General features: G+C 66.1%; 14 protein-coding genes. 8 read left to right on the forward strand and 6 right to left on the reverse strand.

Annotation, left to right across the window (positions count from 1 at the left end; translation table 11 throughout):
* Positions 1–93: 93 nt before the first annotated feature.
* The 4 genes from J2T21_RS05895 to J2T21_RS05910 all read left to right on the forward strand — a co-directional run bounded on the left by J2T21_RS05895 (position 94) and on the right by J2T21_RS05910 (position 3,110).
* Positions 94–567 (forward strand): DUF4262 domain-containing protein, encoded by a 474-nt coding sequence (locus J2T21_RS05895; RefSeq protein ID WP_307579427.1) that lies wholly within the window; start codon positions 94–96, stop codon positions 565–567.
* A gap of 16 nt (positions 568–583) precedes the next feature.
* Positions 584–1,027 carry a hypothetical protein gene (locus J2T21_RS05900; RefSeq protein ID WP_307579429.1) on the forward strand — a complete coding sequence of 148 codons (444 nt, stop codon included), beginning with the start codon at positions 584–586 and terminating at the stop codon, positions 1,025–1,027.
* A gap of 469 nt (positions 1,028–1,496) precedes the next feature.
* A complete protein-coding gene (locus J2T21_RS05905) occupies positions 1,497–2,342 on the forward strand; it encodes an HpcH/HpaI aldolase/citrate lyase family protein (protein ID WP_071214085.1) in 846 nt (281 codons plus the stop codon).
* A 147-nt stretch (positions 2,343–2,489) separates the two neighbouring features.
* Positions 2,490–3,110 carry a class I SAM-dependent methyltransferase gene (locus J2T21_RS05910; RefSeq protein WP_307579431.1) on the forward strand — a complete coding sequence of 207 codons (621 nt, stop codon included), beginning with the start codon at positions 2,490–2,492 and terminating at the stop codon, positions 3,108–3,110.
* A gap of 12 nt (positions 3,111–3,122) precedes the next feature.
* Here J2T21_RS05910 and J2T21_RS05915 read toward each other — a convergent pair whose 3' ends face one another.
* The 6 genes from J2T21_RS05915 to J2T21_RS05940 form a co-directional block, all read right to left on the reverse strand.
* Positions 3,123–4,676 carry an AMP-binding protein gene (locus tag J2T21_RS05915; protein ID WP_307579433.1) on the reverse strand — a complete coding sequence of 518 codons (1,554 nt, stop codon included), beginning with the start codon at positions 4,674–4,676 and terminating at the stop codon, positions 3,123–3,125.
* A 93-nt stretch (positions 4,677–4,769) separates the two neighbouring features.
* Positions 4,770–5,420 (reverse strand): NAD(P)H-binding protein, encoded by a 651-nt coding sequence (locus J2T21_RS05920; RefSeq protein ID WP_307579435.1) that lies wholly within the window; start codon positions 5,418–5,420, stop codon positions 4,770–4,772.
* Positions 5,421–5,649: 229 nt separating this feature from the next.
* Positions 5,650–6,114 carry a ribonuclease E activity regulator RraA gene (gene rraA / locus J2T21_RS05925; RefSeq protein ID WP_071214081.1) on the reverse strand — a complete coding sequence of 155 codons (465 nt, stop codon included), beginning with the start codon at positions 6,112–6,114 and terminating at the stop codon, positions 5,650–5,652.
* 93 nt (positions 6,115–6,207) lie between these two features.
* On the reverse strand, positions 6,208–7,056 hold the full coding sequence (locus tag J2T21_RS05930) for a fumarylacetoacetate hydrolase family protein (protein WP_307579439.1): 849 nt from the start codon (positions 7,054–7,056) through the stop codon (positions 6,208–6,210).
* A 75-nt stretch (positions 7,057–7,131) separates the two neighbouring features.
* Positions 7,132–7,767, reverse strand: a complete 636-nt coding sequence (locus J2T21_RS05935) for a bifunctional 4-hydroxy-2-oxoglutarate aldolase/2-dehydro-3-deoxy-phosphogluconate aldolase (RefSeq protein ID WP_307579441.1) — start codon at positions 7,765–7,767, stop codon at positions 7,132–7,134.
* Entirely contained in the window at positions 7,764–9,374 is a 1,611-nt protein-coding gene (locus J2T21_RS05940) for an N-acyl-D-amino-acid deacylase family protein (RefSeq protein WP_307579444.1), read from the reverse strand. Before J2T21_RS05940 ends, J2T21_RS05935 begins: the two co-directional genes overlap by 4 nt.
* 1,372 nt (positions 9,375–10,746) lie before the next feature.
* Between J2T21_RS05940 and J2T21_RS05945 the strand changes: the two genes are divergently transcribed.
* The 4 genes from J2T21_RS05945 to J2T21_RS05960 are packed head-to-tail and all read left to right on the forward strand — an operon-like array spanning position 10,747 to position 14,438.
* The gene (locus J2T21_RS05945; RefSeq protein WP_307579446.1) at positions 10,747–11,388 is read left to right on the forward strand and encodes an ABC transporter permease; all 642 of its coding nucleotides are present in this window, start codon (positions 10,747–10,749) and stop codon (positions 11,386–11,388) included.
* The gene (locus J2T21_RS05950) at positions 11,381–12,664 is read left to right on the forward strand and encodes an ABC transporter ATP-binding protein (RefSeq protein WP_307579448.1); all 1,284 of its coding nucleotides are present in this window, start codon (positions 11,381–11,383) and stop codon (positions 12,662–12,664) included. The genes J2T21_RS05945 and J2T21_RS05950 overlap by 8 nt, the downstream gene beginning before the upstream one ends.
* Positions 12,661–13,443, forward strand: a complete 783-nt coding sequence (locus J2T21_RS05955) for an ABC transporter permease (protein WP_373457895.1) — start codon at positions 12,661–12,663, stop codon at positions 13,441–13,443. The genes J2T21_RS05950 and J2T21_RS05955 overlap by 4 nt, the downstream gene beginning before the upstream one ends.
* A gap of 2 nt (positions 13,444–13,445) precedes the next feature.
* Positions 13,446–14,438, forward strand: a complete 993-nt coding sequence (locus J2T21_RS05960; protein ID WP_307579450.1) for a glycine betaine ABC transporter substrate-binding protein — start codon at positions 13,446–13,448, stop codon at positions 14,436–14,438.
* The last annotated feature ends 158 nt before the right edge of the window (positions 14,439–14,596 follow it).

Below are 14,596 nucleotides of genomic sequence, written 5' to 3' on the forward strand. Positions count from 1 at the left end.
CCACAATTTCCAAAAAGCGCCCCACAGCATCGGGGAACGGCGAACACTGGGTGGTGTCAACGAAAGATCCCAGTGAACCAAGGAGCAGGAACCATGTGCCTCCAGTGCGATGGGTGGTCGGCCGCGGAAGTCGAACGCCACATCAACAACCTGATAGAACAGCACGGTTGGGCCTTCCAATACGTGGAGGACCCGAACCCGCGTCGGTGCTTCGGCTACACCATGGGGCTGACCAAGCTTGGCGAACCGGAGTTCCTGGTCCGCGGGCTGGACATGGCCGACACCAACACGATGTTCACCGGCTTCGTCTCGTCGGTGATCGACCGCCACGAACACTTCGACAACGGGCACACCTCAAACTGGGTGGACGGGAGGTTGCTGTATTTCTCCACCATGCACGGGGCCACCAAGTACGCCCTGGGCGCCTACGCCCGGTACGGGCACGGCACCCGGGTGCTGGAAATCCATTTCATGGACCGCGAGGTGCCGCCGGCCACCCCGGCGCTGATGTACAAGACTGTTTCGGCTCCGGCCGGGTACGGACCAATCCCCGGCCGGAAAAGCTAAGGGCAGGGAGTACGACATGTTGTACGGGCCGGCTTCGGACCCCGAAACCCTGGCGATGCTGCAACCGTTTCGGGAGCAGATCGACCGGGACGGCTACTGCGTCGTCAACGATGCGGACCCAGGGCACCGGCAGGAAGTCTGCTACTCGGTAGGGCTCACCCAGCAGGGCTTGCCGGAGCTGATCGCCGGAATGGAGGACTTCGCCGACTTCCCCCAAGGCGCCCCGGGCCTGCTGCACCACCTGGTGCGGATGCTGCTGGCGCAGGGTGGAGGGTACGGCGAAGGCGATGTTTACGAATTCCACGGGCAGTGGGTGCGCCTGGTGCCGGAAACCCTGTACAAGGCGCATTGCAACGTGAATCTCGCGCTCTATGGCGGAGAATTCACCTTGTTGCATGTCGCTCCCTGTGCACCGAACCCCACCGAACGCAAGAGCACCCAGCCGATCTGCCTGAATTGATGCTGTGGCGATGCTTGCCACCCGCCGTCCGGCGCGGCGAGGGGATCGGGCTGGGCGGTTGGAACACCAAGGATGGAATGGAAAGTTCGCAGGGCAACTTGAACGTGCCTTCCCCCTGCAGATGCGGGCGGCTGCGCCCGTAAACGTTGCAGCTGGCCAGGATGATATTCCACACGAACCTGAAGCACAGCGCGAAAATCGTGGTGATCGGCGTGCCGGTTTTCGTCGCCTGGGTTCGTATCAACTGTTTTTTCTGCCACGGTGCGCGGTCCTCGTGGAAAATGGTGCGCGCTGGTCTGTGACGGCCGATACAGCGCCGAAAAAACGATACGCGTATTTGCCGCTGCCAGCGAAACATTCTCGACGCGTACGGACATCATTCATGGGTTTAACGCGCTTTCGCGACATGGAAGGCTCGCGGCGCCGTTCGCGTTGGTACCTTGGCACGCGTTGTCGGTAGGCTGGAGGCATGGCATTCCGTAACCGTCGCGCAGCTAACCTTCCAGCAAAACTTTCCCGCTCTTGGCTGCTAGTCAACGCCTCGAAGCCCGAGGACTTCGGCCCGGCGCTCGCGTCCGAGGCCGATTCGGTGATCTTCGACATGGAAGCAGCCGTCCCGGACGACAAAAAAGATGCCGCACGCGACGCCGTGGTCGAGGCCCTGTCAACGGGCATGACCGCCTGGGTGCGAGTCAACGGAATCGACACCGATTTCTGGGCCAGGGACCTGGCCGAACTGTCCAAGGCCCCGGGCCTGCGCGGGGTCATGCTCGCGATGACCGAGAAGCCGGAGCAGGTCACCTACACGGCCATGCGCCTGCAGGCAGGCACCCCGGTGCTCGCCCTGGTTGAAACGGCGCTCGGCATCGAGAACGCCACCGCCATCGCCTCGGCCCCCGGAACCTTCCGCCTGGCCTTTGGCGTCAACGACTTCCGCAAGGACACCGGCGTCTCCGGCGACCCGCTGGCCCTGGCCTACGCCCGCGGCAAGCTGGTGGTGGCCTCGCGTGTGGGCAAGCTTCCCGGCGCGATCGACGGCCCCCCTGCCCCGGGCGCGGATGCCGCCGAGGTCCTGGCCGACTCCGCCGTGACCGCCTCGATGGGCATGACCGGCAAGCTGGCGCTCTCGCGCACGCAGGTCGACGAGATCAACCTTGGCCTCTCGCCGAGCATCGACGAGCTGTCCTGGGCCCACGAAATGCTCGAGGCGCACGCCGCCGGCGCCTCGGTGGGCGACGGTTCCTACCTGCCGCGTCTGGCCCGTGCCCAGAAGATCGCCGATCTGGCCGATTCCTACGGATTGTGGAACGCCTAAACCCCGTTCTTTCCCTCGGCCCCCGTCCCGGAGTTCTGCTCGGTCCGGGGGCCGAGCTGTTTGCCGCGTCCTTGTGTCCCACGGCGCGCGGGCAGAGACTTGAGGCATGAACCCGGAACCCGGAACCCGGCTGCGCGGTGGCTCCTGATGGCCAGCCTCTACGAAAAGCACATCCTGCCGCGCCTGGTCGCGTACGCCTGCGGCAATGCCTCGCTGGCCCCGCTGCGCGCCAGGGCATGCACCGGGCTGCGCGGGAAGGTGCTGGAACTGGGGTTCGGCTCCGGGACCAACGTGCCACACTACCCGCGGTCCGTCACCGAGCTGGTCGCCGTCGAACCCTCCGACACCGCCTGGCGGCTCTCGGCCCCGGCACGCGCCGCCTCGGCCACGAGGATCCTGCGCGGATCGCTCGACGGCCAATCGCTGACCGAAGAGGACGGCGGCTTTGATGCAGCACTGAGCACGTTCACGCTGTGCACCGTCCCTGACGCGGGCGCGGCGCTGGCGCAGATCCACCGGGTGCTCAAGCCCGGGGCAGGGCTGCACTTCCTCGAACACGGACCGGCACCCGATGAAAAGGTTGCGCGCTTCCAGCAAAGGTTCGAGCCCGTCCAGAAGGCGCTGGCCGGCGGCTGCCACCTCACCCGCTCCGTGGAGGGGATGCTGCGGGAAGCGGGGTTTGAGATCACCGAGCTGGACGCCTTCTACCTGCCCGGGGCCCCGCGCTTCGAATCCGCGCTGAGCCTGGGCACGGCCATCCGGCGCTGACGGGCGCGCGGCCTAATCCTCGAGGTAGCGGGACACCAGCTCGCGCTTGAGGATCTTTCCGCTGGGGCCCAGCGGGAATTCGACCACGATTTCCACCAGCCGCGGATACTTGTAGGCGGCCAGCCGTTCCTGCGCGTAGTCGATGATGGCCGTGGCATCGAGCAGGCTTCCGGCCGCCAGCGTCACCGCCGCCACGATTTCCTGCCCGTGCGCCTCGTCCGGCACTCCGAAGACCGCCACGTTGGTGATCTCCGGGTGGGCGATCAGCACCTCCTCGACCTCCCGCGGGTACACGTTGTAGCCGTTGCGCAGGATCATGTCCTTCTTCCGGTCCACGATGGTGATGTAGCCCTCGGCGTCCTTGGTGCCCAGGTCCCCCGTGCGGAACCAGCCATCGACCATGGCCTCGGCGGTGGCCTCGGGCCGGTTCAGGTACCCGGAGAAGAGGTTGTGCCCGCGCACCACCAGCTCGCCCAATTCGCCCTCTCCCAACAGCTCGATGGCATCGTGGACCTCGGGGCGGGCCACCTCGATTTCCACGCCCCAGACAGCCTGGCCCACGGTGCCGGGCCGCGGCTCGGTGCCCACATGGTTGAAGGACGCCACCGGTGAGGTCTCGGTCAGCCCGTACCCCTCGTGGATGGTGGCGCCGAAGTGCTCGCGGAAGCCGTCGAGGATGGCCAGCGGCAGCGCGGCGCCTCCCGAGACCGCGTAGCGCAGTGCCGGGGCAGGCTCCGGCCGGGACTTGGCCGCGGCCAGCAGCCCCACGTACATGGTCGGGACCCCGATGAAGATGTTCACGCCCTGATCGAGCAGCATGGACAGGGCGGCCTCGCCGGTGAACTTGGGCAGCAACAGGATCTCGGCCCCGGCGCGCAACCCGGTGTTCAGTGCCACGGTCTGCCCGAAGGTGTGGAACAGCGGCAGCCCACCGAAGATCTTGTCGCCGCGGCGCATATCGAAGGTGTTCAGCAGCAGCACGTTGACCTGCTCGACCAGGGCGAAGTGGGTGCCCAGGGCGCCCTTGGGCTTGCCCGTAGTTCCCGAGGTGTACAGGATCGTGGCAATGTCCAGCGGGCCGCGCGGCACATAGGTGTCGATGGGGGCCGCCGCCCGGGCCAGGTCCTCGAGCCGGTCGAACTCCCCGGCCTCGGGGGACAGGACGGTGATCACCTCGGCGCCGGCGGCAACCGCTCCCGCGGCGCCCTCGACCAGCAGCGGGGCGGCGCACACCATCAGCCTGGCTTCGGCATCGGTGAGCACGTATTCGATTTCGTGGCGCTTGAGCAGCGCGTGGATGGGCACGGCCACCGCTCCCAGGGACAACACCGCGTAATAGACGCGCGCGAAGTCGGTGACGTTCGGGATCAGGATGGCGACCCTGTCCCCGTCCGTGACACCTGCCCCGCGCAGCGCCCCGGCGTAGGCGCGGGTCTGGTCCCAGAGCTCCCGGTAGCTGGTGCTGGCTCCGCCCAGGGTGATGGCCGGCAGCTCGCCGTGGCGCTTGGCGCCCTCGGCCAGGATCGCGGCGACGGACAGGGTGGCATTTGGAACTGCAGCGTTCACGGCGATACTCCCAGGAGCGGTTCGGGTGGGTTACGCCCCATCCTGCGTGCCGCGCCCGCGCCTGTCAATGAACCGGGCGCGGCAGACGAGGCACTAGGCCCGGGCGACGACCTCGGCGACCGGGACGGTACCGTCGGTGAAGTTGATGGTCTTGCAGATGCTTGCCGGTTCGTCCAGGGCGGCCACGATGGCCAGGGCGGTGTTGGACCGGGAGGTCGAGGTGTCGGATGCCGGGTCCGGGTCCTGGTTCAGCAGCCCGGTGGGGTCGGCCAGGGTCAGTGCCCCGGGGCCCAGGATCGTGTAGTCCAGCGAACTCGCGCGCAGATGCTCATCGGCGGCGATCTTGGCGGCCATGTACGGGTAGAACGGGTCATCGAGCGGCACCAGGTGTTCGGTGTCGGCGGTGAGGAAGGAGACCATCACGTAGCGCGCGATGCCGGCGAGCTCGGCCGCGATCATGGAGCGGATGGCCGCGTCGCGGTCAACCGCGTAGGTGCGGTCGGGGTTTCCGCCGCCGGCCCCCGCGGACCAGACAATCGCGTCGGAGCCCTTGAATGCCTCGGCCATCTCGGCGGCCGAGGCGCTTTCGACATCCAGCACCAGGGCTGTTGCGCCCGTGGCGGCGATATCGGCGACGTGGTCCGGGTTGCGGATGATCGAGGTGACGGAGTCCCCGCGCCGTGCCAGCTCGGTGGCTGCCAGCAATGCGACCTTGCCGTGGCCGCCAATGATCGTGATCTTCATGTTTGACCTGCTTCTTCCGTTCGTGGACAGCGAAGCGCATGTTCCGGCTTTGCCCTTGTGCTTGAGCCTACCGAAGAACCATGGCCGCGGCCGGGTACGGGCGTTGGATTGCCCGGAGGGCATAGCCGGGAATAATCGGGGCGGTTGCCACACACCGATCCACCGTCAACGCCCGGTCGCCGTCTCGGCAAGGGGAACCGGCTGCCGGGATGCGACGCCCCGAACCTGGTCAGCCGGTGACGAGGATTCCGTCTTCGTCGGAATACAGGGTGGCTCCCGGGGTGAAGGTGGCCCCGCCGAATTGAACGGGGATGTCCACCGCCCCGACGGAGTCCTTGGCGCTCTTGCGCGGGTTCGAGCCCAGGGCCTTGATGCCCAGCGCGGTGCCCGCCAGGGCCACGCGGTCGCGGATTGCCCCGAAGATCACGACCCCGGCCCAGCCGTTGGTGACAGCGGCGGCGGCAATCATGTCGCCCATAAGGGCGGATTCCAGGGATCCGGCACCGTCAACCACCAGCACCGCTCCGTCGCCGGGGGAGTTGAGCAGCGACTTGACCAGGCCGTTGTCGCGGTAGCAGCGGACCGTGCGGACCGGTCCGCTGAAGCGCGGGTGCGCGCCGAGGTTTTCAAATGGCAGGGACACCGATTGCAGGGATTCGTCGGCGTCAAAGAGGTCGCAAGTCGTAAAGGTCATGGGCCTTAGCCTACGATCCGCGGCCCGGGAATCCATGCGGTGTTACGCGTTCCGGACGGCGTGGCCCAAGATTTGCGGCCGCGCCGTCCGGAACTAGCTGAAGACGTTGCGGCTGGTGCCCAGGGATTCGATGGAGGTTTCCAGCACGTCCCCGGCCTTCAGCCACGGGTGGCGTCCGGCCTCGTTGCGCCGGCCCAGGGCCACGCCGGCCGGGGTCCCGGTGAGGATCACGTCGCCCGGGCGCAGCTCGTTGAACACCGACAGGTAGGCCACCAGCGCGGCGGGGGAGAAGACCAGATCGGCGGTCGAATCCTCCTGGACAACCTCGCCGTTCACGCGCGTGGTGATCTTCGCGCCATTGGCGAAGTCCCCGGCACTGACCAGCCAGGGGCCCAGCGGCGAGGCCGCATCCCAGCACTTGCCCTGCGTCCACTCGGTGGTGCGCCCCTGGTACCCGCGCATGGACACGTCGTTGGAGACCGCGTAGCCGGCGATGTGCTTGTGCGCATCGGCCTCGGCGATGCGCCGCCCGGGCTCGCCGATGATGACCGCCAGCTCGCCCTCCCAGTCGATGCGGTGGTCCTCGGCCGGGATCTCGATTCCGTCGTTGGCACCGGTCAGCGAGGACGCGAACTTGGTGAAGATCGTGGGGAACTGCGGTTCCTCCTTGCTGACCTCGGCGATGTGGTTCCGGTAGTTCAACCCGATGCAGTAGACCTTGGCGGGGTTCACGATCAGCGGGGCGTAGTCGGCCTCCGACAGCGGAATCGCGGTACCGAAATCGACGGCGGAATCCAACGAATCAAGACGGGCTTCCTCCGGTGCGCCCAGGAATGCCCCGACGTCGTCGAAGCCCGAAAGCTCGAACGCGGCATCTCCCTCAATGAGCGCGGCAAAGGTCTGGTCGGTGGCGCCCGGCCGGCGCAGGGTAGCAAGTTTCATGGGCCTATCCCATCACACCTGCAACCGCCCGCCGCCACCTGTGACGCACCTTGTCATCCGCCGGAAGCAGCGATCCTAGTGCAGTGCCGCGGTGAATTCGGCGGCGAGCCCGGTGATGGCCTCGTACTGGCCGGCCGCCACCAGGGCCCCGGGAAGGACTGCGGAGTCGACGCATACGGCCAGCGCCCCGGCGTCGAGGAACTCGTTGGCGTTGGCCAGGGTGATGCCTCCGGTGGGCAGCAGCCGCACCCCGGGGTACGGTTCCTGCAGATCCAACAGGTAGCGCGAGCCCATCGTTGCGGCGGGGAAGATCTTGACCATGGCGCTGCCAAGGTCAAGGGCCATTGCGACCTCGGTGGGGGTCATGGCGCCCAGACAGAAGGGGATCCCGGCCTGCGCGGCAATCTCCGCCACCTCCGGGCGGATGCCGGGGGCGATGATGAACCGTGCCCCCGCGTCGATGGCGGCCCGCGCCTGGTCGGCGTGCAGCACGGTGCCGGCTCCGACGATGGCGCCGTGCATTTCGGCGTTCTCGGCTGCCCGGGCCAGGTGGGTGAGCATGTCGGGGGTCGTGAAGGTGAATTCGACCGCGTTGATGCCCCCGGCGACCAGCGCGCCGCAGAGTGCGGCGGCGTCGCTGATGGCCTCGGTTCGCACCACCGCCAGGGTCTTGTCCCGGTGGAGCAGCCCGATCATTTCCGGAGTGTTCATATGAATTGCGTGGTTCCTTCCGGGCCGCGGCGCAAGGCGCGGCCGGCCAAGGCCGAAGTGGGTTGGTGCTCGGAAACGGCGGGCACGCCGTTGACGAACACGTGGTTGATTCCTGCCGCCGGTTGCCGTGGATCGGCAAAGGTGGCCATGTCAATAATGGCATCCGGGTCGAAGACGAGCACATCGGCGGCGTTTCCGACCGCCAGCACCCCGCGGTTGGACAGGCGCAGGCGCCGGGCCGGACGGCCGGTCAGCTGGTGGATGACCGCGGGAAGGTCCATGGCCTTGGCCTCGCGGGAGAGGCCGCCGACAAAGCGTGGAAAACTTCCCCACACCCCGGGATGCCCGGCGGTGTCCGAGCCGAAGCCGACGCCGGCACCGGTGTGCGTGCGGTGGACCAGGATGGCCCGAAGGTCTTCCTCGGTGCCCGCGGCGTACAGGACGCCGGTGGCCAGCGAATCCGTGTGCAGGATCCGCACCAGGGTGGTGACCGGATCCGATGACTGGATCGCTGCGATGCGCGCAATGCTCTGGCCCACCAGCATCGCAAGCTGCCCGGAGCCCACGAAGGCAATGGTGAGCGCATCCCAGTCGACGTCCGAGGCTTCCATATCGGAGCTGATCCGCGCAACAGTCTCGGGGTCATCGAGCCGTGCCAGGACATCTTCGTCTTGCCCGTCCCGGGCCCAGCCGGGCAGCAGCGAGGCCAGCATGCCGGGGTTCTCGAGGTACGGGTGGGAATCGCAGGACAGGTCAACCCCCGCCTTGAGGGCCCGGTCAAGTACGGTCAACAGGCCTGCAGCCCCTGCACTGTCCGCGGCAAGGTGCGTCAGGTGCACCGGCACACCGGTCTTGGCGGCCAACCCAACGGACCGGGTGGCGGACTCGGTGACGGGACCGGCCAAGGAATCCAGGGTCGGCGCCCAGTACCCGCCGTAGGCGCCAACCGCAGCGCACAGCGCCTCCAGTTCGGCGGTCTCTGCCGGTGTTGCCGTAGCAACCGGAGCGGAAGACGACAGGCCCACGGCGCCTTGTTCCAGGGCATCGGCCATGGCCTTGACCTCTGCGACGAGCTGCTGCGCGCCGGGCGCATCCGCCGGGCTTCCCGTGGCCAGGTTGCGCACGGCGTTCCTTGGCACCAGGTAGGCGGTGTTCGTGCCGGTGCCGGAATCGAGATGGTCGAGGTATTGGCCAACGGTGCGCCACTCCACGTCGCGGTCCGCCCAGTCCTGGTCCATGCCGGCCAAGTGGTGGCGCAGTAGCGATGCCGAAGCATCGGTGAGCGGGGCGCAGTTTGCCCCGGCTTGGCCAAGAACCTCGGTGGTGACGCCCTGGGTGAGTGCCGAGTGACGTGCCGGGTCCGTCAGCGGGGCGGTGTCCGAGGAACCTCGCAGGTCGATGAATCCGGGGCAGGCCACCAGCCCGGCTCCGTCAATGAGAACGGTGGCTCCGTCGTCCTTGAATGATCCTGCCGGGAATATGCCCGCAATGATCCCTGACTCCAGCACGATGTCGCCCAGGTATTCGGGGTTGCCGGTGCCATCGAGGACCCGGGTGTGGGTAATGGCGGTGCGTACCGGGGTTGGGCGCACCTCGTGGGCCGGCATTAAAGGGAGACTCGGACGAGGGAAACGGCACTTTGGCCGTCTGCTGCCGGGCAAACCGACTGGAATCGCTTGTTGGCGGTGGCACGTCCCTCGGTGGTGGGACTTGCCGAACGGTGGTTGTGCAACGTGGAGAGCTTCGAATTTGAGGGGGTGAGGTTTTCCACGGCTATTTCCTTATAAAGAGGTCCAGCGGCGAAGTGCCCGATGAAGTGCGCAAATGGCGGGCACATAGGTCTCATGTCTAACACGGTCTGGAAAATACCGTCAATGCGCCCCACGATGCAGGCATGACCGAGCGTCGCCGGATTCGCCAGGAACGCTGCAGGGTTGGCCTGAACGTGATGGCAGGGGAGCCATCCGGGGGAAAACACTGCGTCGTGGGAAGCCGGGGAGCCGGCTGTGCCCCGGCAAGGGCGTTTCAGGAATCGTCACCTCATGCCCACGATCCACAGGCAACTTCCATCGAAGCCGGGTGATCCACCCAGCCAGCTTTTCGGGATCATCCGGGGGCCGAAAACTCGTCGAATGAGTATGAACATTCATGCACCGAAATGAACGATATTCTCGATCATTCAGATGCCCTGAATTGAGCCGTGAAACGTCCATATTGAACCGACAGGAATCGTTGCGGGTTTGCCCGAAGGTGGCCATCCCAACGTGGCCTGGATTGAACCAAATGGAGTCGGGGATGTGTTGCCCGGGATCAAGGCATTTGGTGCCCGGGAACCTTGTCCGTCGGGCGCACCGACACCAATTTCGCGTAAGCGAAGCCTGGTGAATCCGGGGTGGTCGGGTGCTGGAAAGGCAGTGCGCGGCAACCGGACACGGAACCGTCCCTGGGGCGGGTCGGGCCGATCCCCGGACCCCCGTTCCTGCACCGGAATGCCGGGGTCGCGGCAATAATTCGCGTAAACACAGGCCAATTGGAGCGATTGGGGTGCAGAAAACAGCGACACGGCCCAAAATTGCTCCGTTCAGGTGCCGGAAAGGTGTGGATCACCCGCGTTTTGGTGTGAAGCTCGTTACTGTCGATGCGTGGAATCGGGAGCCAAAAAGCGTCTGCCCCGCAGCTTGGGGACGCCGCCCGAAACGGGGAGCTGCGGAAGGAGTGCCCCGAAGGCCCAAATCGATTATCTGCCCAACGTAGGCAAGGATCTCCAGGCGCTCCTTGTTGCTATCCGGCATCGATCTAAATGCGGTGATCAACGGAAACATTCAACAAAAATCCGCGAATTCCAGAGTAATCAAAATGCCGCCGAACGGCACCTCTCAAGTAGATACGAGGCCATGATTCACGTATGTTTGCTAGGTATCCAAGGTCGTTCGGGCCGACGAGAGCAGGCTACGTAACCAAAGTGAAGCAGGTTTTGATGTGTTTGAATTTATTGGCGAAAGGTACCGCCAAATATTGTTTGCCTCATGGCAGCATTTCTCGCTCGTTGCGCAGTGTCTGATCCTCGCAACGATTATCGCCGTGGTCATCGCGGCGCTGGTTTACCGTAATAAGTCTCTATCCTCCCTGGCCAACGGTGTCTCTGCCATCGGCCTGACGGTTCCATCCTTCGCCGCGATCGGCTTGCTGATCGCACCCATCGGGTTTGGCGTCACCCCGGCCGTCTTCGTGGTCACCTTTTTTGCCGCGCTGCCCATCGTGCGAAACGCCATCGTCGGCCTGGCCGGGATTTCCCCCTCCGTCGTCGAGTCCGCCCGCGGCATTGGCATGAGCCGCATGCGCACCCTGGCCACCATCGAACTTCCCATGGCGTGGCCCGTTATCCTGTCGGGAATCCGGGTATCGGCCCAGATGGTCATGGGTGTGGCCGCCATTGCCGCATATGCCCTGGGCCCCGGCCTCGGCGGATTCATCTTCTCCGGACTCTCCCGCCTGGGCGGTGCCAGGTCCCTGGAATCCGTGCTCGTCGGTGTCATCGGCGTGGTCATCCTGGCCTTCATTATTGATCTCATTCTGCTCGGCGTCGGCCGACTTACCACCCCGCGAGGTATCCGTGTCTGAATCCTCTGACGCCATCACTGGCGCATCCATCTTGCTTGACGAAGTCACCAAGCAATACCCCGGCCAAACCAAGCCGGCTGTCGGCGGACTCACCCTGGAAATTCCCGCCGGAAGCATCGTCATGTTCGTCGGCCCCTCGGGCTGCGGCAAGACGACGACGCTGAAAATGATCAACCGCCTGATCGAACCCACCGGCGGCAAGATCGTCATCAACGACGAGGACGTCACCAAGATGGACGGCGACACCCTGCGCCGCCGCATCGGCTACGTCATCCAGGCCGGCGGCCTCTTCCCGCACATGACGGTTGCAGCCAACATCGCGATCGTCCCGAAGATGCTGGGCTGGAAGAAGGACAAGATCGCCGCCCGCATCGACGAGCTGCTCGAACTGGTCTCGCTGGACCCGGCCGTCTACCGCGACCGCTACCCGAAGGAACTCTCCGGCGGGCAGCAACAGCGCGTGGGCGTGGCCCGGGCGCTGGCCGCCGATCCGCCGGTGCTGCTCATGGACGAGCCCTTCGGCGCGGTGGACCCGATCACCCGCCAGCGCCTGCAGGACGAACTGCTGAACATCCAGTCCGAGGTGCAGAAGACCATCGTGATGGTCACCCACGACTTCGACGAGGCGGTGAAGCTCGGCGACTGGATCGCCGTCTTCGACGAGGGTGCCCAGCTGGTCCAGTACGATTCCCCCGAACGGATCCTGGCCAACCCCGCCAACGAGTTCGTGGAGAACTTCATCGGCTCCGGCGCGGGCCTCAAGCAGCTCACCCTCACCCGCGTGAACCAGGTCGAGCTCATGGACGCCATCACCGCCACCGCCGGCGAGCTGGCCAGCGACGTGCTCTCCCGCCTCCAGGGTGCCGGCGCCTCCCATGCCGTGATCCTGGATTCGCGCCGCCGACCGGTGCGTCGCCTGACCCGCCGCCAGCTCTCGCGCCTGCAGCTGGTCGACGACACCATCGACGAGTCGATGCCCTCGGTCGGCGACCAGGCCACGTTGAACGACGCGCTGGACACCATGCTGGTCGCCAGCTCGGAAACCGCGGTGGTCACCGGACGCCGCGACGTGTTCCGCGGCGTGATCAACGTGAAGACCATCATGGAGGCGATCTCCCAGGCCAACGCCGATGCTGAGTCGGCCGCCGGCGATGCCCCCGTCGGGCTGAACTCCGGGGCCATCCCGGCACTCGCGGTGGAAAACGCCGTCGCCGCCGAATCCGCGCTTCACGGTGCGGCCCCGGATGAACCGCAGGGCACGGAGGAACCACGATGAGCACGCTCGCCGCTGGATCCAATCTGGCACAAATCACCGAGCCCAGCGTTCCCGTCGAGCACCCCTGGCGGGTGCTGGCCCTGCAACTGCTCGGAATCCTGGCGGCGCTGGCCGCAGTGGCCATGTGGCTGGCCAACGCCAACCTGAGCGCCACCGAGCGCACCACGCTGGCCCCGTCGGTCCTCTGGGGCTACACCGTCGAGCACCTGAACCTCACGGTCGTCGCCGCCCTGATCGTCCTGGTCATCGCGATCCCGCTGGGCATCGTGCTCACCCGGCCCTCCATGCGCCGCTTCACCAACCCGGTGATGGCCGTGGCCAACATCGGACAAGCGGCCCCGGCCATCGGACTGGTCGTCCTGCTGGCGTTCTGGCTGGGCTTTGGCTATTGGGCATCCGTGGTGGCGCTGGTGCTCTATGCGATCCTGCCGGTGCTGACCAACACCATGGTGGGGCTTAAGCAGGTCGACGAACGTCTCGTCGAGGCCGGCCGCGGCATGGGCATGAGCTCCATGGCCGTCCTCTTCAGGGTCGAGCTCCCGCTGGCCGTCCCGGTGATGCTTTCGGGCATCCGGACCGCCCTGGTGCTGCTGGTTGGCACCGCGACCCTGGCCGCCTTCATCAACGGCGGCGGGCTGGGCATCCTGATCACCACCGGCGTGAACCTGAACCTCACGGTGGTGCTGGTTGCCGGTTCCCTGCTGGTGGCATTGCTGGCGCTGCTCATCGACTGGCTTGGCCGCGTCGTTGAACAGCTGGCCCGGCCGAAAGGACTTTAGGCATGAAGAAGGCAAAATGGATTAAATCGACGGCACTCCTGGCCGCGGCCGGCGTGCTGCTGACCGGATGCGGGCTTTCCTCCGCGGCCTCGTATGTGCCGCCCGCCGGTCCGGGCAGCATCAGCGCGCTTCCGGACCTGCCGCAGGACGCGACCATGACCGTGACCAGCAAGGCGTTCACCGAACAGCTGATCCTGGGCAAGATCGCCGTGCTGGCCGGACAGGCCGCAGGATTCAAGGTCAACGACCTGACGAACGTTCCCGGCAGCCAGCCGGCCCGGGAACTGATCCATTCGGGCCAGGCGACCATGATGTGGGACTACACCGGCACCGCCTGGATGACCTACCTGGGACACGAGGACGGCATCGCCAACCAGGCCAAGATGTGGCAGTCGGTGCACGACCAGGACCTGGGCAACGGGATCCTTTGGGGCGCGCCCGCACCGATGAACAACACCTACGCCATGGCCGTGCGCAGCGAAGCCGTCGAGGACCTGGGCGGGATCTCCAAGCTGTCCCAGCTCAAGGACCTGTCGCCCAAGGACCTCACGTTTTGCGTCGACGCGGAGTTCAACTCGCGCTCCGACGGGCTGAACCCGATGCTGGAGCTCTACGGGCTCGAGCGCGGCAATCCCGCTTCCGTTCCCGACACGAACGTCGGGCTCTACGACACCGGTGCCATCTACAGCGCAACCGACGAAGGTGCCTGCAACTTCGGCGAGGTCTTCACGACCGATGGCCGCATCAAGGCACTGGACCTGACGGTCCTGGAAGACGACCTGGGATACTTCCCCGCCTACAACGTGGCACCCGTGTTCTACGGGAAGTTCGCCGAGAAGTACCCGGGCATCGAGAAGGTCTTCGCCGATATCGCCCCGTTGCTGACCGACGATGCGCTGCAGGGCATGAACCTCGAGGTCGACGTCAAGGGGCGCGAACCCGCGGACGTCGCCTTCGAGTGGATGGTCCAGAACGGGTTCATTTCCGAGCCGTAGACGAGGATCCCTTTCAAAACAATCGGGCCGGGTTGGTTTCACGTGAAACCAACCCGGCCCGATTGTGTTCGGCTTCCCCTGCGCCTATCCGTTGCCTCAGGAGGGCAGAGGCCCCGGCATGCCGTGCCCGAGGTTTGCTGCGGTGCGGTGCCCGGAAT

Origin of the sequence: Paeniglutamicibacter psychrophenolicus, assembly GCF_030812255.1 — a bacterium.
Classification (GTDB): Bacteria; Actinomycetota; Actinomycetes; order Actinomycetales; family Micrococcaceae; genus Paeniglutamicibacter; species Paeniglutamicibacter psychrophenolicus_A.